Annotated in this window: 20 protein-coding genes and 1 pseudogene; 13 read left to right on the top strand and 8 right to left on the bottom strand. The window is 42.0% G+C overall.

Annotated elements, in window-relative coordinates; translation table 11 throughout:
• Positions 1-2: 2 nt before the first annotated feature.
• The 3 genes and pseudogenes from bslm_RS03300 to bslm_RS03310 form a co-directional block, all read left to right on the top strand.
• Positions 3-1,400, top strand: a complete 1,398-nt coding sequence (locus tag bslm_RS03300; protein WP_003234050.1) for a type-2 restriction-modification system enconuclease BsuRC — start codon at positions 3-5, stop codon at positions 1,398-1,400.
• Between the two features lie 573 nt (positions 1,401-1,973).
• Positions 1,974-2,309, top strand: a complete 336-nt coding sequence (locus tag bslm_RS03305) for a hypothetical protein (protein ID WP_010886428.1) — start codon at positions 1,974-1,976, stop codon at positions 2,307-2,309.
• 214 nt (positions 2,310-2,523) lie between these two features.
• Positions 2,524-3,042 (top strand): annotated as a pseudogene (locus bslm_RS03310) (alpha/beta hydrolase); the annotation flags it as partial.
• A gap of 105 nt (positions 3,043-3,147) precedes the next feature.
• On the opposite strand, the gene gutR reads toward bslm_RS03310, so the two are convergent.
• Positions 3,148-5,637 carry a glucitol operon transcriptional regulator GutR gene (gutR, locus tag bslm_RS03315; protein ID WP_003234045.1) on the bottom strand — a complete coding sequence of 830 codons (2,490 nt, stop codon included), beginning with the start codon at positions 5,635-5,637 and terminating at the stop codon, positions 3,148-3,150.
• A gap of 201 nt (positions 5,638-5,838) precedes the next feature.
• Here gutR and gutB point away from each other — a divergent pair, with 201 nt between their 5' ends.
• The 7 genes from gutB to bslm_RS03350 all read left to right on the top strand — a co-directional run bounded on the left by gutB (position 5,839) and on the right by bslm_RS03350 (position 13,158).
• Entirely contained in the window at positions 5,839-6,900 is a 1,062-nt protein-coding gene (gene gutB, locus bslm_RS03320; protein ID WP_046381486.1) for a sorbitol dehydrogenase, read from the top strand.
• Between the two features lie 73 nt (positions 6,901-6,973).
• Positions 6,974-8,365 (top strand): MFS transporter, encoded by a 1,392-nt coding sequence (locus bslm_RS03325; RefSeq protein ID WP_003242688.1) that lies wholly within the window; start codon positions 6,974-6,976, stop codon positions 8,363-8,365.
• 94 nt (positions 8,366-8,459) lie between these two features.
• Entirely contained in the window at positions 8,460-9,422 is a 963-nt protein-coding gene (locus bslm_RS03330; RefSeq protein WP_009968826.1) for a carbohydrate kinase family protein, read from the top strand.
• 195 nt (positions 9,423-9,617) lie between these two features.
• Positions 9,618-10,301, top strand: coding sequence for a PspA/IM30 family protein (locus bslm_RS03335; RefSeq protein WP_003243015.1), 684 nt, complete (start codon positions 9,618-9,620; stop codon positions 10,299-10,301).
• A 65-nt stretch (positions 10,302-10,366) separates the two neighbouring features.
• Positions 10,367-11,392, top strand: a complete 1,026-nt coding sequence (locus bslm_RS03340) for a TFIIB-type zinc ribbon-containing protein (RefSeq protein WP_009966712.1) — start codon at positions 10,367-10,369, stop codon at positions 11,390-11,392.
• Positions 11,392-12,156 (top strand): TPM domain-containing protein, encoded by a 765-nt coding sequence (locus bslm_RS03345; protein ID WP_003242723.1) that lies wholly within the window; start codon positions 11,392-11,394, stop codon positions 12,154-12,156. Before bslm_RS03340 ends, bslm_RS03345 begins: the two co-directional genes overlap by 1 nt.
• A 30-nt stretch (positions 12,157-12,186) precedes the next feature.
• The gene (locus bslm_RS03350) at positions 12,187-13,158 is read left to right on the top strand and encodes an SPFH domain-containing protein (RefSeq protein ID WP_003244029.1); all 972 of its coding nucleotides are present in this window, start codon (positions 12,187-12,189) and stop codon (positions 13,156-13,158) included.
• A gap of 46 nt (positions 13,159-13,204) precedes the next feature.
• On the opposite strand, the gene bslm_RS03355 is transcribed toward bslm_RS03350, so the two are convergent.
• Positions 13,205-14,230, bottom strand: a complete 1,026-nt coding sequence (locus tag bslm_RS03355) for a potassium channel family protein (RefSeq protein ID WP_003242752.1) — start codon at positions 14,228-14,230, stop codon at positions 13,205-13,207.
• Positions 14,231-14,814: 584 nt separating this feature from the next.
• Between bslm_RS03355 and iolT the strand changes: the two genes are divergently transcribed.
• A complete protein-coding gene (iolT, locus tag bslm_RS03360; protein WP_003234027.1) occupies positions 14,815-16,236 on the top strand; it encodes a myo-inositol transporter IolT in 1,422 nt (473 codons plus the stop codon).
• 47 nt (positions 16,237-16,283) lie between these two features.
• On the opposite strand, the gene bdhA is transcribed toward iolT, so the two are convergent.
• The gene (gene bdhA / locus bslm_RS03365) at positions 16,284-17,324 is read right to left on the bottom strand and encodes a (R,R)-butanediol dehydrogenase (RefSeq protein ID WP_003234015.1); all 1,041 of its coding nucleotides are present in this window, start codon (positions 17,322-17,324) and stop codon (positions 16,284-16,286) included.
• A 436-nt stretch (positions 17,325-17,760) separates the two neighbouring features.
• Between bdhA and walM the strand changes: the two genes are divergently transcribed.
• Together walM and bslm_RS03375 are read left to right on the top strand one after the other, a co-directional pair.
• Positions 17,761-18,132, top strand: a complete 372-nt coding sequence (gene walM / locus bslm_RS03370; protein ID WP_003234013.1) for a cell wall metabolism protein WalM — start codon at positions 17,761-17,763, stop codon at positions 18,130-18,132.
• A gap of 65 nt (positions 18,133-18,197) precedes the next feature.
• Positions 18,198-19,244 (top strand): PD40 domain-containing protein, encoded by a 1,047-nt coding sequence (locus bslm_RS03375; protein WP_042977956.1) that lies wholly within the window; start codon positions 18,198-18,200, stop codon positions 19,242-19,244.
• Positions 19,245-19,277: 33 nt separating this feature from the next.
• Here bslm_RS03375 and bslm_RS20405 read toward each other — a convergent pair whose 3' ends face one another.
• The 5 genes from bslm_RS20405 to cotA all read right to left on the bottom strand — a co-directional run bounded on the left by bslm_RS20405 (position 19,278) and on the right by cotA (position 23,372).
• Positions 19,278-19,436 (bottom strand): hypothetical protein, encoded by a 159-nt coding sequence (locus bslm_RS20405; protein ID WP_003243985.1) that lies wholly within the window; start codon positions 19,434-19,436, stop codon positions 19,278-19,280.
• 189 nt (positions 19,437-19,625) lie between these two features.
• The gene (locus bslm_RS03385; RefSeq protein WP_003234008.1) at positions 19,626-19,835 is read right to left on the bottom strand and encodes a cold-shock protein; all 210 of its coding nucleotides are present in this window, start codon (positions 19,833-19,835) and stop codon (positions 19,626-19,628) included.
• 82 nt (positions 19,836-19,917) lie between these two features.
• The gene (locus bslm_RS03390; protein WP_041333557.1) at positions 19,918-20,733 is read right to left on the bottom strand and encodes an alpha/beta fold hydrolase; all 816 of its coding nucleotides are present in this window, start codon (positions 20,731-20,733) and stop codon (positions 19,918-19,920) included.
• 12 nt (positions 20,734-20,745) lie between these two features.
• Entirely contained in the window at positions 20,746-21,732 is a 987-nt protein-coding gene (locus bslm_RS03395) for a DUF4003 domain-containing protein (protein ID WP_032677457.1), read from the bottom strand.
• A gap of 98 nt (positions 21,733-21,830) precedes the next feature.
• Complete coding sequence (gene cotA / locus bslm_RS03400; protein ID WP_014479048.1) at positions 21,831-23,372, bottom strand: outer spore coat copper-dependent laccase CotA; 1,542 nt, start codon at positions 23,370-23,372, stop codon at positions 21,831-21,833.
• Positions 23,373-23,399 lie beyond the last annotated feature (27 nt).

Below are 23,399 nucleotides of genomic sequence, written 5' to 3' on the forward strand. Positions count from 1 at the left end.
CTATGGATAAGTCAAGTAAGTTCTTCTTTGAAGATCAAAAATACAATAAAGAAAGGATTGTACGTGTACTCGGTGGTAATTTAGCTTTACTCAAAAGTAAAGGTATATTATATGAAGATTCTAGTGGGGATTTAATATTTAACTATGTAGGTGTTATATCTAATGGGCGCAATGTAATATTCATTTTGCCTAAATACTGTAACAGGCACTTAGATGAACATTCAAAGCGGACTTTGTTTAATAAGTTGCTGAAGATTTTTAAAAAATATTCAGGTTTAAATAAAAGCCGGGAATCTGATTATTTCGTATCGGAGCTAGATAGTGATGAAGTCTCCGACTTTATGATAGCAGATTATTTGCTTAATGATTTCTCATTGAATGGGTATTATCAAAAAAAATTTACTGAATATGAAATTGATGGAGAAGGAATTATAGATTGGAGTAAGACAGTTAATGAAATTACCCCAGTATTCTCAAAGGGAGTTCCATATTATTTCAGTACTTATAATGAAGTGGTACAAAAAGACGAGTATCACTTGATAGTTAAAATTCATAAATGGGCTTTAAGTAAATATTTTAATGATTTCGGAGTCATTTTAGGTTTTACGGGACTAGAATTTGATAAATCCTGTGATGGTATGAAAATTTTGGACTACGCTGATTTTTTTGGCTCAGTAATAAATAAAGAAATCGTGAACACATATGTTGATCGTGACGTTAAATTGTTAAAGGCATTGAAAACCGCAATTGATAGGGAAGAGAATCAGTTTTCTAAACGACCCACTCTTTCTCTGTATGGAACAAAATACTTTCACAGAGTATGGGAGGAAGTATGTAAGACCGTATTTTCCCATGTTAATGAATACGTAAAAAAGATATCAAGGCCAAATTGGATTAACTTTACGGATATAGAGGTTAATAAAGAGAAAAAAACACTAGAACCCGATATTATTAAGGCTTTCGAATACCGTTCAAAAGAATACTTTTTAATATTAGATGCTAAATATTATAATATAAATTTTGACGGAAAAAAGCTGGAGGGGAATCCTGGGGTTGAAGATATAACTAAGCAGCTGTTATATGATAAGGCACTTGAAAAACTGTCCAGAGGTAAAACAAAACATAATGCTTTTCTGTTTCCTTCCTCTAATTCAACCAATACCTTTAAAGTATTTGGTTCTGTTGATTTTGATTTTCTTGATATAGCCGCTGTAACTCTTGTTTATATTTCTGCTGAACAAGTTTATAACTTATATCTTGAAAATAAAACATTTTCCACTGATGACTTATTTAAATTTGTAAGTGAAATTAATAAGTCAAAAAAACGACATAGCGTTATAACTTCAACATTGTATGGTAATATGTTTTTGTTTACAAAAAGATTAAGTGATAAAAATTAGTTCTAGAAGGTTAAAAGCCGATAACATAATACTTGTCCTCGGTTTTGTCCTCCTATAGTTTTAAAAATATTTATCAGCATTAAATGTTAAGTCTAAAAAACAGTATTTTGAGCTGGTTTTTTTAATACTATTTTCAACTGTTATTAGTCGGAATGAATGGGTTGCATGATGTAAAACCGACAAAAAACTCTTGATAAACAGGGGTTTGTCGGCAACGGACTTTTATTTTTGATGCCCTTTTGGCCATTTGCAAATTTTCAAGGCTTCTCATGAGTTCACCGAACTTGTGAGAAGCTTCTTTTTTGATGTATAAATAAACATGTGTAGTGTGTACAAGCTTACATGGCATTTCATTTATGGACCGCTTCTCTCTCTATTGCAGACAGGATACCCTATTGGTATACTCTCATACGACACAAAAAAGACCCAGTTATCTAAATAAGTAGTGCCACCCACTCTTAGACTGTTTCCCCTAGAAAAGCACTGTCAAAGAGGAATCCTGTTAAATCTTGTGCTTCTTTGCTTTTTTAGCTAAAAGACGATGTTTTCCTTGCAATAAGGAACTCGTCTTTTATGTTAAATATAAAGAGCGACAGAATAATGACATCTGATCCCCAAAAATTCACTGTCGATGGAGTTAGATTCTTCCAACAGTACCTTAATAAAATCCGTCCCGACGCTATGGAGATAGACAACCTAATTATCAACTCTGATATTATCAAGGAGGACTTAATAGTGCATGTCTCAAAAATGATAGATCGTTTGGCTTTATATGATTTACACAGAAAAAGAAGCATAGATAAACATTTTTCTGCTGCTTTTACAGTCGATATCAATGATAGAGAGGAATTTTACAGTGCAAATATAGCTGATGTTTCAATTGATTTGAATGAATCTAGTGGTGTTTAATTGAATCTCATATTCTTCAGAAGAACCATTCAATACTTCTTGAACAATATTTAAAGTATTCATCAGCTTCCTCTACTGAAACAATATCTTCAATGAAATCGGAAAAGTATTCTAGTTCTGTTCTTGTTGGAAGAACTATTCTTAAGTATCCTAAAGGGTCTCTTTTAAATGAATATACCATGATAAATCAGTCTTTCCTTTCTGTTTATTCTTAGTTAATATTGATCGTACAATTGAGTCGACAAGACAGGCTATTGTAGATTTACGGGCGTTCATTCACTGGATAAAAGCAAATAAAAAAGGGCCTGTTATCATAGTCGGAGTAAGCCTTGGGGGATGGGTTACTAATCTAATTGCTACCCTGGAATCGAAAATTGATGTAGTGGTATCTATCTTTTATGCCAATCGCCTTTCTTATTCGATATGGAACACGATCCCAGGTAAATACATAAGAGAAGAATTAGAACAAAATGGTGTGACCTATAATGAGTTAATAAAATATTGGGATATCACAGATCCTAGTCAAGCCTTGCCGAAAGTTAATAAAGATAACGTACTGCTGATTTCTGCTAAACATGATCAATATATTGACTTGAAAGATGCAGATTATTTATGGGAAAGTTGGGGGAGACCTACAAGATATGTCTACAATTGTGGTCATTCCGGTATTGTTCTTTGTCGCAAAAAGCTGGCAAATGATACGCTTTCCTTTATACGAGAAAAACTGGTTTGATACATTTGTAGACTTTAATAAGAAACGAAAGGCCAACTGCGACTTCAGTTGGCCTTTCCTATTTATAATAAAGAAATTGAGTGAGATTGCTGACAGAACTACGTACTACTCGTTTTCTTTAGTTGCCCTTGCTAATCGTTCAACCTCTCCCCGAATCCCAATCGCAGGCTCCCACGAATCAATCAAACGAATCGCCTTCTGATTAGATTCCACCGCTTTCGTTTTCTCTCCTTTACGATACAACAGCTGCGCCATTCCGTAGTGATAGTAGATCAGTTCAACTTGATTGGCGTTATGTTTGTCATAGAGCATTTGCTCAAAGGCTTCTTCCGCTTTTTCAAACTGATCACATTTCACGTAAGCGACACCCAGATTGAAATAGGCTTCTATCGTTTTTTCGCCGCCGTATGTGGAGCTGATTTCATTTGCCGCTTCGTATAATTGAATGGCTTCTACATGATAACCTCTCGCAAAGCTTAAGTCACCGCGAACCAATAGAACTCTGTGTTGAATGGTAGGGGAAATCGGTTGATTTTCGATTTCGTTTAAAATTGTCTCTGCTTTTTCCTGTTGCCCGTCTTTTAAAAACAGCCTTGCTTTGAGTGCATGTCCCCAAACCTTTAGATCATAGGCATCGTGAGCGTCTGATTGTTCAAGAATCTTCAGCCCGGCTTCTATTTGCTGAAGCGCTCCGTCTAAATCATTGACTTCCATCAATGCCCAGCCTGAGGTGTCGATTCGGAAGTACGCTTCTCGTGTGTGTTGGCCTAAGTGATGGGCGGCGTCGGCCGCTTTGCGTCCGTATTCGATTCGCAGGGGCAGGTTGATTCTGCTTAGAAAATGGCTAATGCGGGTGATGAGTTCGATTAGGATTTCTTTTTGTTCAGTTTCACTTGCCCATTGGATGACCTTTAAGATGTTTGGCCATTCTTGTTTCATTTGATCTAAGTTCCGTCCCAGCAGGTAGCTCCAATAGATAGAGTTGGGCTGTTCCCGCTTTAAATGGGTTTCGGCATAATCAATATAATAGTGCGCCCAGCGATTGCGGGCTTCTTTTTCATATTCGTGCTGTTCGGACAAGTGCTGTTCTCCGTAAGCGACAACGGTTTGGTGCGCTAAGTATTGTGTCCTGCCTTGGCTTCGTTCCGGCTGAATCAGCGCATATGACCGCATTTGTTCCATAGCGTAATGAAAACGGCGGGCGTCTAATCCGGCTGCTGCCGCCAGGCTTTTTTCATCAGGCGGCTTGCTGAAAAAGCAAAGCGTCTGCCAGAGCTTTCGCGTATCTTCATTGCATCTATCCCAGGTGCGGCCAAAGAGGAATTCAAACAATTCCAGCAGTGAGTAGCCTGCTTTTCCAAGCTCATGAATCAGCTGCTGAGCGGGGATGTCATCGTCTGACATATAGGCAATGCTGAGTGCCATGGCTTTCGGGTTTCCGGCAGTCGCTGAAATGAATTCGTTTTTCAGGTCAGATGATAGATGTAACAGCTGCTCCAGCTTTTCCCGTTTACGTGGGAGGTTGCATGTTTGTAAGCAGTGATGCACTTCTTGTTGAAAAAATTCGTGGGCATCTGTTTGGTCAAGACCGCTTAGCTGAATGGCTGTCATTTCTCCGAAGCTTTCCCGATAAGTTTGCTTTACGTTTTCCCGCGCTGTAAGGAGAACTTTTACGCCTTGCGGAAGGCTGGTGATAAATTCATGAATGTCACGTTCTGCAGTATCAATGCTGTCAACGATCAGCAGGATCGGTTTTTCTCTAGTGTAATTGGCTAACGCATTGCGGACGACAAACCGTTTTACATTGATTGATTTATCGATTTGTTCTTTGCGTCCGAGCTGATAGGCGATCGTATTTAAAAAATCGCTAAAGCTTAATCCTTTCCAATCAGCGCTGACCCAGATGATGCTGTTGAATGCCGGCCAAACTGAAGTATCGTCGACACAGGAATAGGCGGCTTCAAGAGCAATTGTGGTTTTTCCCATGCCGGCCCAGCCGGTGATTAAACAGACTGGTGATGGAGAAAGCATCCATTGCCGTATCGCTTCCATATCAAAGCTGCGTCCGATAAAGCGTCCGGACCAGCGTGAGGGTAAATTATGCGTGATGGGCTGTTCTGTAAGCGCATTCGTTTCTTGGCCGGGTCTGTCATGAAACAGCCGTTTTACTACATTTTCAATTTCGCCTTCACTCGGAGCCCCGAATAATCCGTCTTTTCGCAGTATTTTCGCTTTTTTCAAACAGGATGCTGCCCATACAGGCAATGCGGGTTTGATGACTGGGATAGTGGTGGCTTCCAGCAAGTCGGTCAACCACTCGATATCCAAGTCGGTCTTTTCGAGAATGATCCAGATCATTCCGAACAGTTTTCCGTCGTCGATTCTTCCGGGAATGTAGTTTGCCCCCATCTGTCCGATCCAGCTTTTGATCGTGTTTGGGGAGACTCCCAGCTGGAGTGCGATTTTATCTATGTAAGACTGTCCTGTTTTTTCATTCTTTTTCCTTCTGACTTTATAATCAGGATGAAGTTTTAGCGTTTTGACGCCAGGTGCCAGCATTTGTGCAAATTGTTTTCGGTTTTCAAGTTCAGCCATAAGCCTGCACCTCCTATTAGTACTATTTTATCAATCCAGCGTTTTTTGTATATGAAAAAATAAAAGTACAGTGCCGCTGTCCTTTTATACAGCAGGAAAGGCTGTTGAACGTGTTAAAAAGCAGATAAAATGGGGGCAGTAACAGAGAAAACAAAAATGTATGCACTTACATTTTATTTTCTAAAGAAAGGAACTTGCCAAATGACTCACACAGTACCTCAAAACATGAAAGCGGCTGTTATGCACAACACAAGAGAGATCAAAATTGAAACATTGCCTGTGCCTGATATCAATCATGATGAAGTGTTGATTAAGGTGATGGCTGTCGGAATTTGCGGATCTGATCTGCATTACTATACAAATGGCCGAATAGGCAACTATGTTGTGGAAAAACCATTTATCCTTGGGCATGAATGTGCGGGTGAAATTGCCGCTGTCGGATCATCTGTCGATCAATTCAAGGTGGGAGACCGCGTCGCTGTAGAGCCGGGTGTTACGTGCGGACGCTGTGAGGCGTGCAAAGAAGGACGCTATAATCTTTGCCCGGATGTACAGTTTTTGGCTACACCGCCGGTAGACGGTGCGTTTGTCCAATATATTAAAATGCGTCAGGACTTTGTTTTTTTAATCCCAGACTCACTTTCTTATGAAGAAGCTGCTTTGATCGAGCCGTTTTCTGTCGGTATCCATGCGGCGGCCAGAACGAAGCTACAGCCCGGATCAACGATTGCGATTATGGGGATGGGCCCTGTTGGGTTAATGGCTGTTGCCGCAGCTAAAGCATTTGGGGCAGGCACAATCATTGTCACCGACTTAGAGCTGCTGCGGTTAGAAGCTGCGAAAAAAATGGGAGCGACTCACATTATTAATATACGTGAACAGGATGCACTTGAAGAGATTAAAACGATCACGAATGATAGAGGCGTTGATGTTGCTTGGGAAACAGCAGGGAATCCAGCGGCATTGCAATCCGCACTGGCTTCTGTGCGCCGGGGCGGAAAATTGGCGATTGTCGGTTTGCCTTCACAGAACGAGATTCCGCTCAACGTGCCGTTTATTGCGGATAATGAGATTGATATTTACGGGATCTTCCGTTATGCCAATACGTATCCAAAGGGAATCGAATTTCTTGCTTCAGGCATTGTGGACACGAAGCATCTAGTAACGGACCAATATTCGCTGGAGCAGACGCAAGATGCGATGGAGCGGGCGCTTCAATTTAAGAATGAATGTTTAAAAGTGATGGTGTATCCAAATCGCTGAGTGAACAGGGAGGATCTTCGTATTCTCCCTCTTGTTTACTGGAAATGAAAACGGATTCTTGGGGTGGGAAATGATGATTGGAACAGAAAAAGTAACGGCATTGAAGGCGAAGCATCAGTCAAAATCCAGCACCGGCCTGTCCTGGTTTGAACGAATCGGTTATGGATTCGGCGATATGTCGTATAATATTATCTTTCAGTTTGTAAACGCATACTTATTATTTTATTATACAGACGTCGGCGGCATTCAGCCTGCGGTAATCGCAACTTTGTTTCTTGTTGTGCGTGTGCTGGATGCTATTTTTGACCCGATCATGGGATTGATTTTAGATAAAACGAATACAAGGTGGGGAAAAGCAAGGCCATATTTGCTGTGGGTGGCATTTCCTTTTGCGCTATTCACATTCTTATGTTTCACGACGCCTCATTTCGGTGAGACCGGAAATATGGTATATGCGTATGTCACTTATATTCTGCTTGGGATGTCCTTTAGTATGCAAACGATCCCGGTGAACAGCTTAACGGGGCGGATGACGAATTCGGTGGAGGAACGAACGGTTCTGACCACAACCCGGATGATTTTGGTGTATATCGGCATTCTTTTATCCATTTCCTGTGCGACACCGCTTGCAACTGCTATCGGAGGAGAGGATCAGGCGTTTGGATTTCAGATGACGGCGCTCATCTATGCGGCTGTCAGCATCGTTTTGAATCTATTTAGTTTCTTTACTGTACGGGAGCGGATTCAGCCTAAAAAGAGAAAAAAACAAGGGATCAAAAAGACGTTATCCGTTTTATTCAAAAACAAACCCTTGCTCATGTTAATTTCATCATTTTTGGCTTTTGCGATCGGGTTTAATATTAAGCTCAGCACGATGGTGTATTATTTTACGTATAACGTAAACCATAAAGAGTTCGTGTTTATGGGCACCGTTTTATTTTTCGGGGCAGCGCTGATCAGCAATTTGTTTATTCCTTTCTTTTCTGAGAAGTGGGGCAGAAAACAAGTCATGATTATCACGGCAGCTCTATCGCTTATTTCTTATGCCGGCCTGCATTTTACGCCGTATTCTTCAATTCCACTCATTTTCATTTGGCTTTTCGCTTCGGGATTTTTCACAACGCCTTTAAATACGCTTGCTTGGGGAATGGTTGCGGATTGCGTCGATTATGCGGAATGGAAAACCGGAATTCGCGCGGATGGTGTTGTGATTTCGAGCATGAGCTTTATTAATAAGCTGGGTGTTGCGTTAGCCGGGTCATTTTCGGCCATTTATTTAGGAATCGCCGGGTATGTGGCGAATACAGACCAGACAGTTGCGTCGTTGAATGCGATTAAAAATATGAATGCTTTGATTCCGGGATTTTTCATTTTGCTTTCTATTATTCTTATCGCCTTCTATCCTTTAACGGAAAAAAGATATAAACACATCATCTCTGAGCTGGAGCAAAGGTCTGCGAGATAAATAGATGTAAAATTTTTAATATTCAATGTTGTATTTATGGCAAAAAGTAATATACTGAGACTGTAATCTAGACTTTATAAATGAGTGTGATAATATGCGTAGTCATTCTGTAGTTTGTATTGGGGAATTGTTGATTGATTTCTTTTGTACCGATGTTGACGTTGATTTAATGGAAGGGCGCCAATTCCTGAAAAGTGCCGGCGGGGCACCGGCGAATGTGTCGGCAGCGATTGCCAAGCTGGGCGGAGACGCCGCTTTCAGCGGAAAAGTAGGAAAGGATCCGTTTGGGTATTTTCTGAAGCGAACATTGGACGCTGTACATGTCGATACCTCTATGCTGGTGATGGATGAGAAAGCGCCTACAACGCTTGCTTTTGTTTCATTAAAACAAAATGGAGAGCGTGACTTTGTTTTTAATAGAGGCGCGGACGCTTTGTTTACGCTGGAGGACATTGACCAGGAAAAACTAAACGAAGCGAAAATCCTTCATTTCGGCTCTGCGACGGCACTGTTATCGGATCCGTTTTGCTCAGCCTATTTACGGTTGATGTCGATTGCGAAAGACAATGGACAGTTTATTTCGTTTGACCCTAACTACCGTGAAGATTTATGGAGGGGAAGAGTCTCAGAGTTTGTAAGTGTTGCGAAAAAAGCGATCGCTGTAAGTGATTTTGTGAAAGTCAGTGACGAGGAACTTGAGATTATCAGCGGTGTGAAGGATCATGAAAAGGGAGTTGCGATCCTTCATGAGATCGGAGCCAACATTGTCGCTGTGACACTTGGGAAAAGCGGAACGCTTCTTTCCAATGGAAAAGACCGTGAAATCATTCCAAGCATTCCGGTGACATCAATTGACTCAACAGGGGCGGGAGATGCTTTTGTCGGTGCGGCTTTATATCAATTGGCAAACACGGATCAGATTCAATCTGTAGATGCTGATTTTGTGAAACTGCGTGAGATTGTGGCGTTTGCCAATAAGGTCGGAGCTCTTGTGTGCACTAAAATTGGAGCGATTGATGCACTGCCGAGTTTGGATGAGATTGGAGTTTCTTTGTAAATCATTGAAGATGTTTCTTGAAAGTCTTTGGACTTTTGGGGGCATCTTTTTTTATTGCTTACATTTTTGTTCAGGTAAAAAGTTGTATATTTTTTGTTTGAAATGTCATTTTTTATTAAAAAAGTGAAACTTTTAACGATAATAAATAGTATATGTAACAAGGGTTACCGAATTAGCTTTAGGAGGAACGATATAATGAGTATAATTGGAAGATTTAAAGATATTATGTCTGCGAATATCAATGCTTTATTGGACAAGGCTGAAAATCCGGAGAAAATGGTAGATCAATATTTAAGAAATATGAATAGCGATTTGGCTAAGGTTAAGGCAGAAACAGCAGCTGTTATGGCTGAGGAGCAGAGAGCAAAAAGAGAATATCACGAATGCCAGGCGGATATGGAAAAGATGGAAAGCTATGCAATGAAGGCGCTGCAAGCCGGGAATGAGAGCGATGCGAGAAAATTTCTTGAAAGAAAAACATCTTTGGAGTCAAAGCTTTCTGAGCTGCAGGCGGCGAATCAAATTGCTGCAACCAATGCCGCACAGATGAGAAAGATGCATGACAAATTGGTATCTGACATTGGAGAGCTGGAAGCACGCAAAAATATGATCAAGGCGAAGTGGGCAGTAGCGAAAACGCAAGAAAGAATGAACAAACTGGGCGCTTCTGTTTCAAGTACAAGCCAATCAATGTCTGCATTCGGCCGAATGGAGGACAAAGTAAATAAGGCACTTGATCAGGCCAATGCAATGGCTGAACTGAACAGCGCTCCGCAGGATGATATGGCTGATCTGTCTGCAAAGTATGACACTGGCGGTTCAAGCCAGGTTGATGATGAACTTGCGGCGTTAAAAGCGAAAATGATGCTCGATAAGTAATACATAGGAGGCCGCAGCTTTCGGCTGCGGCGTCATTTTATCATAAAATGTGAGAGGGAACGGTAATGATAATATCTTATAAGTGTCCGAACTGCGGCAGTGATATGGCATTTGACAGTGAAACCGGCTCGTTATCCTGCAGCAGCTGCGGAAGACAGGACAATATTGAAAGCCTTCCGAAAGAAAACATTGCGGCACGGTTTTCTGATGATGAAGCAAAAGAATATCAATGTAAAAACTGCGGTGCCGTTTTGATCACGGAAGCTGAAACGACAGCAACGACGTGCAGCTTCTGCGGAGGTGCTGCAATACTTGCCGATCGTTTATCAGGACATTTGGCGCCGGCGAAGGTCATTCCATTTACAATCAGCAAGCAAGAAGCGGAGCAGGCATTTCGAAAGTGGTGCAAAAAAGGCCTTCTGACACCAAGAGGTTTCATGTCTGCTGATCGTATCAAAAGCATCACCGGCATGTATATTCCATTTTGGATGTTTGATTTAAATAGTGAAGTACAGGTGAGAGCAAACTGTACCAGAGTCCATCAATATGAAGAAGGGGATTATATTTGCACGGAAACAGAGCACTTTGAAGCGTTTCGTGATATCAATCTCGATTATTTGAAAATCCCTGTCGATGCCTCTGAAAAAATGAAAGACGAATTAATGGACAAATTGGAGCCTTATTCATACGAAGAGCTGAAGGACTTTCAAACGGCATATTTGGCCGGTTATATTGCGGAAAAGTACAATTATACCGATGAGGAGCTTTTTCCGAGGGCAAAAGAGAAAATCAGCAGTTATATAGATTCATACATCCATTCTACTTTTTCCGGATATACGTCAGTCAATGTGAGGGACAAACATATTCACACGAAAAACGTGAACAGCTTTTACGTTTTGCTTCCTGTTTGGATGGTCAGTTACGATTATGAAAGAGCGGAGCATATCTTTGCGATGAACGGGCAAACAGGAAAGGTCGTTGGAAAGCCGCCGATCAGTCGAGGAAAAGTGGCTGCATGGTTTAGCGGAATAGCAGGCGGGACATTTCTTGCGTTGAAGCTCGTCTCATTGATGATGGGAGGCGGATTTTGATGCGTGGATTTTTTGGGAAAGCGATCTTTGTTGTGCTGGCTGTTTTCATCATGATGCCTTTACTGGGTATCGAAGCGGTAAGAGCCTCTGAATTGCAGCAGCATGTGTACGATCGCGCTCATCTATTGTCAAAAGCGGAGATCGGAAAACTTGAATCTCTCTCGGCAAAGCTGGGTGCAAAGAGGGACACTGATTTCATCATTATTACGACCAAAAGCACAAACGGTGAAGATATTGCAGACTATACCGGCGATTTTTATGATCGTTACGGAAAAGGCAGTACAGCCATTCTGACGATTGATATGACAAACAGAGAAGTGTTTATCGCAGGCTTTAAAAAAGCCGAACAGTATTTGGACAACAGCAGGCTCAATAGCATCAGAAATACGATTTCATCTGATTTATCCAATGAAAATTATTTTGAAGCTTTTGAGACATATATTCAGCTTTCCTATAAAGATATGGGCATAAAACCGGGAGTAAACCCTGACAACATATTCTTTACATGGTGGTTTCAGCTGATTGCTGCCATCGCAGTCGGGGGAATTGCGGTTTCAATCATGCTTTATCATGCAGGCGGCAAAGTAACGGTTAATGGAAGTACATATATGGATCAGCGTACGTCTGATGTGATTGATCAATACGACACTTATATTAGAACGACTGTAACAAGAGAAAGAAAACCATCAGATAAAGACAGCGGCAGCGATGGCGGTGTTACGAAAGGCGGCACGTCATACAGTGGGAGCCGGGGCAGTTTTTAAATGTAAGAAATAGAGAAAGGGAGAGGCGTAATGTCGTTTTTCAGAAATCAATTAGCGAATGTAGTAGAGTGGGAAGAATTTAGAGATGATATGATTTTTTATAAATGGAACAATCGTGAAATCAAAAAAGGGAGCCGTTTAATCATTCGTCCCGGACAGGATGCTGTCTTTTTGAACAATGGGCGGGTTGAAGGAGTCTTTCAAGATGATGGCGATTATGATATTGAATCAGAAATTATTCCATTCCTTTCAACGTTAAAGGGCTTTAAGTTTGGCTTTAACAGCGGCATGCGAGCTGAGGTGCTGTTTGTCAATACGAAGGAATTTACCGTAAGATGGGGAACAAAACAGGCGATAAATATTCCGGCAGCGGGAATGCCAGGCGGGATGCCCATTCGCGCAAACGGCACATTTAATTTCAAGGTGCAGGACTATATCAGCCTGATTGATAAAATCGCTGGCGTGAAAGATCAATATTTTGTAGAGGATATTAAAACCCGTATCATTTCTATTCTGGATCAGCTTCTCATGAAGTGGATCACAAGAGAAGGGAAAGATATGTTTAATCTTCAAGCAAACGCTTTTGATATTGCCAAGGGAATTCAAGAGGACTTAGATATGCAATTAATAAGCGACGGGATGACGGTCACTGGTTTTCAAATCATGAGCTTTAATTATCCTCAAGAGGTTCAAGATATGATTACAAAGAACGCTTCCTACGGTATGGTTGGGGATGTGAACAGATACCAGCAAATATCAATGACGGATGGAATGGCATCCGGAAAGATGAGCGGAAGCGGAGCGGCTTCGGATATGGCTGGAATGATGATGGGAATGAATATGGCCAATCAGATGATGAACCAAATGAATCAGAATCAGCAGGCACAGTCATCAGGCCCACAGTCAACTGGCAGCGGAAGCAAACCGAATTTCTGTCCAAACTGCGGAACAAAAACGGGCGAAGCCAATTTTTGTCCGAATTGCGGCCAGAAGCTTGTATAAGAATCATACAGTGAAAAGTCCGGAGTGATCAGCACTCGGGACTTTTTTATTTAGGAGAATAAGCATTACCTATTGCTTGCTCCTGAACAGGCCATTTTCGAGCCCCCGCTTGGATAATTCCCAGCAGCAATTGACGACGTTCCTTTATTGAATTGACGGCAATTTGAAATGTTTGCTTTGATAAAGCCGGTATGCCTGATTGTTGAAGCTTTGAGATGTCTGGTTCTGGCGGCGCTTGTTCTGCAGGATGGATATAGGCAGTATGAACGGTATCCAGATAGTTTTTGATACTTGAGCGCGCTTCTTTGATATGAAGCTGATTCGGCTGATATTGTTCAGGAATTCCGTATTTGAAAATGGTTAGAGCCTCATCCAATACAGCAACAGCTATAATGGATGATTCCTGATGCTGCGTGCTGTGGTAAAAATGAAGGATGGGGAAGGCGTTATGCTGAGCGGTCAGCTTTCCCAGTTCTGATGAGGCAGCGACAAGAAGAAAATCAATGTCGTGAAAATCTTTGCCATTCCATGCATTATGGACGATTTCAGTTCCGTCATGCCCTAGACTTAATACACTTTGGGCAAAGGAGCGTTTTTGATTAACCGCACTCAAGACGGAAATCAAATACGTGACAGAAAATGTGATGGTAAGCAGTCCTTGAGCTGTTTCAATAATCGTGACAAGCTTCCATAGGCCTCCGTTCGGAGCGAGGTCGCCATTTCCTAATGTAAACATGACATAGCCGGAAAAATAAATTCGGTCTGACCAGGAAGCCGGTTCTTTTGATTGAGTTTCCATAAGTGAGTGAGGGTCACTCGAGTAAATCAAAACCCACCCGCTCCAAAATAGACTGATCCATATCACTAACGTCAGGCATAACAGCAGAGGACCAGCCATACTTAGAACCTTTGCGTGGTCACCGCTGATTTTGCGGCAGCCCTTCCACAGCCAGGCAGACAGGCATCTTGTGATCGGGCCGGCACCGCTCTCTAACCATAACGTGGTCCATAAAAAATCAATCATCCCCGCTGTCAATAATAAAAGGCCTGCAATGATATAACCCTCATTCATTTTGGTTGCCTCCCTTAAGTCAGCCTTCTTTTATTTTCTTCTCTATTTCCTTTTATCCTGAGTCTGAAACAATTGAACGAATGTTTGATTTTACAGAGAAAAATAGGTGGGAGTTACCCAACACTTACTCATTTTTCGATATGAACAGAAAATCACAAGATTTTTGACTTGATTCACACATTTTCATGAAGAAAAACGTTCATTTTCCCCTTGAATTGGTGATTTTCCTTTTATAGAGTAAAAAATTTTCAGAAATTTATATTGACTGAAAGCGTTTTTATAATTATGATAATATCAGATATAACAAAAATGTCACTATAACATCACTACAATTGAACTATTAAGTGACTAATAAATACCAAATGAACGAGGTTATGCACAAAGAAATGACCATTGTTCTTTTAACGAGAAATGAAATCGCTTCCATAGGGATTGACATGCTAAGAAGAAGGGAAGGTTATGAGGTTATTGGATAAAAACATGAACAACTATTTTCTGAAGCCTGCTTACGAAATGTGAGGAAGGCAGCAGCCCTGGAATAAGTTTTTGACATACGCATTTTGAAAAAGACTGGGGGAAACAGTATGAATAAACAAGGAAATCAAATGTCATTTTTACGTACAATTATTTTAGTCTCCACTTTCGGCGGGCTTCTTTTTGGCTATGATACCGGTGTGCTCAATGGAGCTTTGCCGTATATGGGAGAGCCGGATCAGCTTAATCTCAATGCCTTCACAGAAGGCCTTGTCACCAGTTCACTTCTTTTTGGAGCGGCACTGGGTGCTGTGTTTGGCGGCAGGATGTCTGATTTTAACGGCCGCCGCAAAAATATTTTGTTCCTCGCTGTTATATTTTTTATTTCAACGATTGGGTGTACGTTTGCACCAAATGTTACGGTCATGATTATTTCCCGTTTTGTGCTCGGTATTGCGGTTGGGGGTGCATCCGTAACGGTGCCTGCCTATTTAGCAGAGATGTCTCCTGTGGAAAGCAGGGGACGGATGGTGACGCAGAACGAATTGATGATTGTATCAGGACAGCTTTTGGCCTTTGTTTTTAATGCGATCCTTGGAACAACAATGGGAGACAACTCCCATGTGTGGAGGTTTATGCTGGTCATTGCGTCACTTCCAGCCTTGTTCCTGTTTTTCGGCATGATCAGAATGCCCGAGAGTCCCCGTTGGCTTGTTTCTAAAGGAAGAAAAGAAGATGCTTTGCGTGTATTGAAAAAAATCAGGGACGAAAAACGGGCAGCAGCTGAGCTGCAAGAAATTGAATTCGCTTTCAAAAAAGAAGACCAGCTTGAAAAAGCGACATTTAAAGATCTTTCAGTCCCATGGGTGCGCCGTATTGTGTTTATTGGATTAGGGATTGCGATTGTACAGCAAATTACAGGTGTGAATTCGATTATGTATTATGGGACTGAAATTCTAAGAAATTCCGGTTTCCAAACGGAAGCCGCTTTAATCGGAAATATTGCGAATGGCGTGATTTCGGTATTGGCAACATTCGTCGGAATCTGGCTGCTGGGAAGAGTGGGGCGCCGGCCGATGCTGATGACAGGCTTGATCGGTACGACAACAGCGTTATTGCTAATCGGGATATTCTCACTTGTACTTGAAGGATCACCGGCACTTCCGTATGTAGTCCTGTCATTAACGGTCACATTTCTTGCTTTTCAGCAGGGCGCCATTTCACCAGTGACTTGGCTGATGCTATCTGAAATTTTCCCGCTTCGCCTTCGCGGACTGGGAATGGGTGTTACGGTATTCTGTCTGTGGATGGTGAATTTTGCAGTCAGTTTCACGTTTCCGATATTGCTGGCAGCTATCGGGCTGTCCACAACGTTCTTTATCTTCGTTGGATTAGGAATTTGCTCTGTCTTGTTTGTGAAGAGGTTTTTGCCGGAAACGAAAGGGCTTTCGCTTGAGCAGCTGGAGGAAAACTTCCGCGCTTATGATCACAGCGGGGCAAAGAAGGATTCTGGGGCTGAAGTGATTGGATAATTTAAAAAAGAATCCGCACCCGAGTGCGGATTCTTTTTGGTTTCAAATTAGTTAGGTCTAACAAGGATTTTGACTTGGCTTTTCTCTTTAATAAGAGCCCCGAAGCCTTCCTCGATCAAATCATCTAGTACGATTTTTTTCGTTACGAGTTTGTCGGCTGAGAAATAGCCTTCTTTCATTAATGACAATACAGCCGGGAAGATGTCGCGGTATCCGATAATTCCTTTTACTGTACGTTCTTTGATTACGATATCGTTCGGATGGATTTCAGCACCTTTTTCCCAAATGCTGACGATGACGGTTTCACCGGCAATTGTAGTGGACTGGATGGCTTGTCGTAACACCACTGGGACACCAGTGACTTCGAATGCTACGTCAACACCGCCTCCTGTACGTTCTGCAATCTCAGCGACTACATCGTCTGTTTTAGACGGATCAACGATGATCGCGCCAAGCTCCTCAGCTTTTTGCTGGCGTTCAGGAGAAAGCTCAACAGCGTAAATATCAGTTGCACCGGCAGCCTTCAGCGCTTCAATGACAAGAAGTCCGATCGGGCCGCAGCCGAATACAGCCGCTTTGTCGCCTGCTTTGAGTTTGCTTGAGCGGACAGCGTATAGAGCAACTGCAGAAGGTTCAACGAGCGCGCCTTGTTCATATGATAATTCATCAGGAAGTTTGAACAAAAGCTCTTCATCTACAGAGACGTATTCAGAGAAACCGCCGCCTCCGCCGGCTAAGCCGAGGAATCCCATTTGTTCATCAAGGTTGTAGGCGCCTTGGTGGCCGTGTGTAGCAAAAATCGGCTCGACTACAACGCGGTCTCCAACTTTATAATTTTCAACGCCTTCTCCGACTTCGACAACTTCACCGGAGAATTCATGCCCCATTGTGACAGGTGCCGTTTCATTTGTTAATGGGTGCGGTTTGTCAACCGGAATAAAGATCGGGCCGCCCAGATATTCGTGTAAATCACTTCCGCAGATGCCGCACCATTTGACTTTGATCTTTACTTTTCCCGGCTCCGTTTTTGGCTCTTCGATATGTTCAATACGGATATCCTTTTGGTTATGCCATCTTGCTGCCTTCATGGATTACCACTCCTATAACTTTTGATGTGAGTAATTCCGCACCGGTCAATATGAACTGTTCACAAAATCGCCATTTTTAAAACCAAAAAAGAAATGAAATTTTTATATAATATAATCTACGTTTTTTTGAAAAAAGAAACTTTAAAGAAAAAAGGGTCTCGCACACTCTTTTTTCTTTATATGAGAGTATCAATCGTTTACATAGCTATGAATTTGGTTTGAACAATACGGTAATGGTTCGTTCATATTGAATGCGACAACTACTCTATCAATAATTATAACGCTAATACCGCTATTATAATAGGATAATCTTCCATGGTTTAATTTAGCAGAGGTAACTTTTTGACTTTGTAACATTACTGTAAGGATATTGAAATAAAAAATAGCTGGTTGATCGTGTATAATCTTCCTAGATGTTAACAAACAGGGGGACGAAATGTTGAAGAAAGTCATTTTAGCCGCTTTTATCTTAGTAGGAAGTACTTTGGGAGCTTTTAGTTTTTCATCAGATGCCAGTGCGAAACATGTGAACGGAAATATTACTTGGTATAACGGAGTCGGGAAAAAAGGCTCTTCAGGTAAGAAACTTGGACATTGGGATTGTGCGACCAAAATCGGATTTGATGTTCCTAGAAACGGGACAAAAATCAGAGCTTATGCAAAAGCGAAGCCTAAAAAGGTGATTACGGTTTATAAAAATGATGTTGGCAGAATGCCTAATGCAGTGCTGGATGTTAGCCCTAAAGCGTTTAAAGCGCTTGGATACCCATTAAGCAAAGGGAAAGTAGCGGGGCATTACAGCTATTAATGTACATATATAATCTGGAAAGCAAGAAGTCACATTCTTGCTTTTTCTATTGGTGGAGATAAAAGATGAAAAAAAGAATCATATTATTATTAGCAGTGATAATAGCGGCAGCTGCCGCGGGGGTTGCGTTTTATGTTGCAAAGGATAAAGGCCATGAGAAGGCTGCTGATGTTTCAGTCAATACTGAAAGCGGTGATGAGCTGCTGGTTTCAATTACAGATACGGATCTGCTGACAAAGTATTATGAAAATGACAAGGTGATCCATGAGGAGAAGCTGACCAGCTATCCGGCATTTGCCTTGGATCAAAAACAGCAGGTGCTCTATTATACGGGCAATAATGAACAGAATGAAATGAGGCTTTTTAAACTGGATCTAAAGTCTAATAAAAAGACGGTGCTTTATAAAGGCGCGGAGAGTGCGGACAGTTTGTTTTTATCAAAGGACCGTTCAACCATCTATTTCCGCTTAGGAAAATCGGACGAAAGCAATTTTCGGATCGCCGCTTTTGATCTGAAAACGAAAAAGTACAAAAATCTTTATCCTGCCGCTAATGATCAGGATAACACCGTCAGCAGCTTCTTTTATAACCAAAAAAACGATTCATTTGCATTGCTTCATTATTCTGTAGAAGAAGACTACAAGAAAACAGATGAAGCAAACGAAAAGGGCATCGACCCAGAACCGACAACGATTCATTTTGCGGAAGGCCGCCAACATAAATTTAATGAGCTGAAAAGCCTGAACCAATTTATCAGCGATATTGCTGTTTCTGATGATGATAAACGTATTTTATTCACATCATATACGCAGAAAGGAACGGAGCAAACCGCTTCTATTCAGATGCTCAATGCGGATACGAAAAAGTATGAAAGCATCATCTCAAATCAAAAATCATTTAAGCTGTTAATTGACGCACAGCCTCAGTTCTCTAAGGATGGAAAGAACATTTATTTTCTTGCCGAAGCCAAGGGGGCTAAAAAACTGAAGGATGAAACAGGGCGTGAAGCTAAGGTGCGGACGATTTATTCCTATAGCCTTGAAAATAAGACCTTCAAAAAAGTATGGGAAAATCCAAACGGCATCATCAACAGCTTTTCTGTGATAAACTAATAAAAACCACTCGGCATAAGCTGAGTGGCTTTTTTAATGGATGAGGTGCAGGGCTAATGATCCGAGCCATTTAAAGATATGAATCAGAGGTACTGACAAAAACAGAAGTTCAACATATGAGTTCATTGCAACATTCAGCTTTTTGAACGCAGCTCTTTTTTTCAAGTCTTTTTGCTGCTGGTTTGAGATCACGTTATCACTCCTCTTATATCCATATTATACCATTGAAACAGACAAAAAAGCCCTAAACGTTTACAGTTTTGGGCTTCTTTCTTCGTATTTGGCCTCTTGCAATGAGAGGCTTTTATTCTGAAATATAGAATTTTGTCTCCGTTCGGGGTTTGTTTGCTTGCAGGAGACTGCATTTGTTATAGGGAAGAACTAGCTTGTTTTCGTTTGGCTGTTGTTTTGGAGATTCACTAATGAACGGATGCCGTCGACCATTTTACTTCCGCACAAAGGGCACAATGGCGTATCACTGCTGGCGAAGTTTTTTCGGGTCCAGCCATTACAGTCTTCTTTTGTGCATTCCCAAGTACTCACATCTTCTTTTGGCAGCGGTTCTTGATTTCGTTTGTTATAGTAAGACATAAAGTCACTTCTTCCCTCATGTATTTTACTGCACATTCCTTATTGTCTCATACTTTTCCCTAATCTCCTAATTCCTTTTTCTTTATGACTTTCCAATAACCCCATCTAAAAAGGAGAGGAGTGTGCTGTTAAAAGCATCTGGCTCTTCTAAAAACGGGCAATGGCTGCTTTTAGAAAAGGTAACGAGTGTCGCGTTCGGAATATTGCTGCGCAAGTGTTCCCCAGCTGCTGTAGAGAAAAATTTCTTGTCTTCCCCGAAGCACAGCAATGTCGGCACATTGATGTTTTGGAGGGTGCCCCGGTAATCAGCGGCCGTTTGGTTAAATAAAATCGTGCTAGAAATGGCAGCCGGCTGTTTGAGGATTTCTGCCAGCATCCATTCTGTTTCGGTCTCGGCAGGCGGTTCTGCGAACATGTTCTGGATGAAGCTTTCGTAGAAAGGCAGCGGGTCAGTTTGAATGGCGTGCATCGCTGTTTTTAAGCCGTCAAAATCAAATGGACCGTGTTCCCAGCCCTCCCATTGATAGTCGGAAGCGGATTGATCGATGATCACAGCGGCTTGAATGTTATCATTCCCAAATTGATTGAGATAATCCCATACGACAAAAGCGCCCATTGACCAGCCGGCAAGAACGACATGGTCAAGCTCCATTGCATTTAGAAATTCCCTTATGTCACGGGCATATTGGGAAATGGTGTGGCCGTGAAGCACTTTGTCAGATTCGCCGTGTCCTCTAAGATCAAGACGAATACATTGATAATTGGCAGAAAGCGCCGAAAATTGTTTGTGGAAAAATTGTCCGCTCATCAGCACCCCATGTATAAACAGGATCGGCGTCCCGTTCCCGTGTGTTACATAGTAAAGGCGTGTCTGATCTTCTAATGTGATGTATGGCATGTTTCTCCTCCTTTAGTTTCCATCATGAGTATGGCTGGCTGCTGTTGAGCTGATGATGGCAGCTGTCGCGGCTGCCTGCTGTGCTTGAATGACTGTTTCGATAGCGGTGTATAGTCCTGATTCCATCAGCAGATTTTTCTCCATATGCTCACTGAGATAGAGGCTGACAGCAATTTTAAAGTTCATTTCCTTTTGCCATTTAAAAGCTTTTTCCTGGTTTAATTCGTCAGTGATGCACAAAACGGTTTTGATATCTGGCTCTTCCAGAAATGTGAGGAGAGCAAGGTCTGGATAATGATAATCCTTTGGTTTTTTGACATCAGTGATCGATTGATATATCTGTTTGCAAGCGGAAACAAGCATTTCGGGCTCTTTTTCACTTTGCAAGGCCAGAATATGGCTGACCTGATGTAAGTACTGTCCTTTTTTAAAGCCGTTGGCTGCCAGCAGTTGATAGCATGTTTCCGCCTTCTGTAGCGCCTGCAAACCTTTTCCGTTTTCTCCAAGCAGTATGGCGAGCGGAACATTCTGAGTTGAAGTGAGGAAATAATGATTTTTCTTCATCTGCTGATAAACTGCTAGCCCCATGTTCATCTGTTCTTTTTGGTTTGTCGTTTCAGATTTGCCGGTGAGCAAGATCAGAGTGGAAAGGTATGTGAACATATCCCGCTTATATCCTAGCTTCACCATTTCATTGTATACATCGATAAAAGTATGAAATGTTTGTTTTGCCTCATGCTGAAAATGAATGTCCAGAATAGATGCAACAGTAAAGCGGTGGTGTGAATTGAGTGTTGAGAAGCTGCCGATGTTTGATTTGATATAGCTGCTCAAATCATAAAAGCGCTGAAAATCAAACTCTCTTTTATTCACAATATATGCAGAAGAAATGAGCATTAATATCTGATCGTGTGAAACTTTCCATTTTAATTTTGATTTTAATTCAGCATAAATGGAAATGTATTGCTTTATTTTTTCATGTAGGTCGTGTGTCAGCATAAAAAGCAGCTCCTTTTTGCTGTTTTTACGTAATACGATAAATAGGGCCAAAGGTTTCATAAGGAAAAAACTTGCCTGCTAGAGGCAAGTTTGTCGGGTTATTTATGGGGATCTGTTATATCCATCGGTCTCATCATGTCATAGTCTTCATGCTCTAGAATATGGCAATGCCATACGTATCGTCCGCTGTACGGACCGAATGTCGCCGCGATTCTCAGGACTTCACCTGCATGCGCTTGAATGGTGTCTTTCCAGCCCTTTTCACTTGGCGGCGGCGGGACAGCCGGACCGGTATAGGACAATTCCCCGCTTTCTTGATAACGGGCGATATCAAACGGCCGCCGGTCTAATACACGGAAGGAGACTAGATGCAGGTGAATCGGATGTGTTCCGCGTGTCGGGTTGATAATGGACCATATTTCAGTTGTGCCCACTTTTGGTGCTTCTGTGACGGGATCGTGCCAGCGTTTGTTATTAAGCAGAAGGACGGGTCTGCCGTATTCGTCCTGGGTGCCTGCCAGTTTTAACGTTCTGATGTTTTGTATTCTTTCATGCTGTACCGAAGGGTATGAGGCGAGGTACTTCGGCTTTCTGCTTTCGTCTTTTTGTGCCAATGGTTTTGTGACTCTGAATTGCATGATATTCGCATCTGTTTCAGGATTGACGTCACCGCCGCAGCCCGCGCTGTTTGCCAAAATGATCGATTCTCCTTCATATGCTGTGAAGTCAATGATGATATCATAACGTTCAGCAGGCGCAAGGCTGAAAGAATTCAGTTTAACAGATCGCGGCAGGAGCCCTCCATCTGAACCAATCTGAATAAACTCTCCGCCATTATCGAGTGACAGGTTATAGGTTCTTGTATTGGAGGCGTTGATGACACGGAATCGGTATTTCCTCGGCTCGACTTCCAAGTATGGCCATACCTTCCCGTTGACGAGTATGGTTTCTCCGCAAAAAGCCGGAACGATTGAAGGATTAGGCAGTGACGGAGAAGGGTTTTCCGGTGCGCTCGGATAAAACAAAGAACCGTCCTCATTGATCGTGCGGTCTGTGATAAGAAGCGGCACATCGTATTCGTCTGAAGGCAGTTTTAAGCGTTTTTCCTTTGGGTCATGAATGATATAAGCACCGACAAGTCCGGCATAGACATTTAGCCTGGTGAGCGCCATGGCGTGATCGTGGTACCACAATATAGCCCCGCGCTGCTGGTTTGGATAATGATAAACCTCTCTTTTGAAATAAGGTCCTGTTTGTTCAAAGTCTTTGGAAAACCAAGCCTCCGGATACCCGTCACTATCATCTGGCGTGACGCCGCCGTGTAAATGAACAACAGTCTTTACCTCGGGCTCTTCATGCTGGCTGTCACTGTGATGAATGGTGTGATCAATTGGAAGGAAATGCGTGGAAGGAAGGTTATTCATCCATTTTACATATACGTTTTCATTTCTTTTAACCTCAATGGTCGGCCCCGGAAATAAGCCGTTGTAGCCCCACAGGCGGGTTGGAGGGAGATCGCGATGGAGCTGATGAGTGCATTCCTCCATGGTGACTTCGTAGTATGTTTTTTCTTTTGATTGCTGTACTGGCTTTAGTGTATCTGGGATTGGGAGAGCATCCACAAATTTTTCAAGTGTCATTTTCATCTGTCCTTATCTAAATTTTCC

The sequence above is a fragment of the Bacillus sp. LM 4-2 genome (assembly GCF_000978495.1).
Taxonomy (GTDB): Bacteria; Bacillota; Bacilli; order Bacillales; family Bacillaceae; genus Bacillus; species Bacillus subtilis.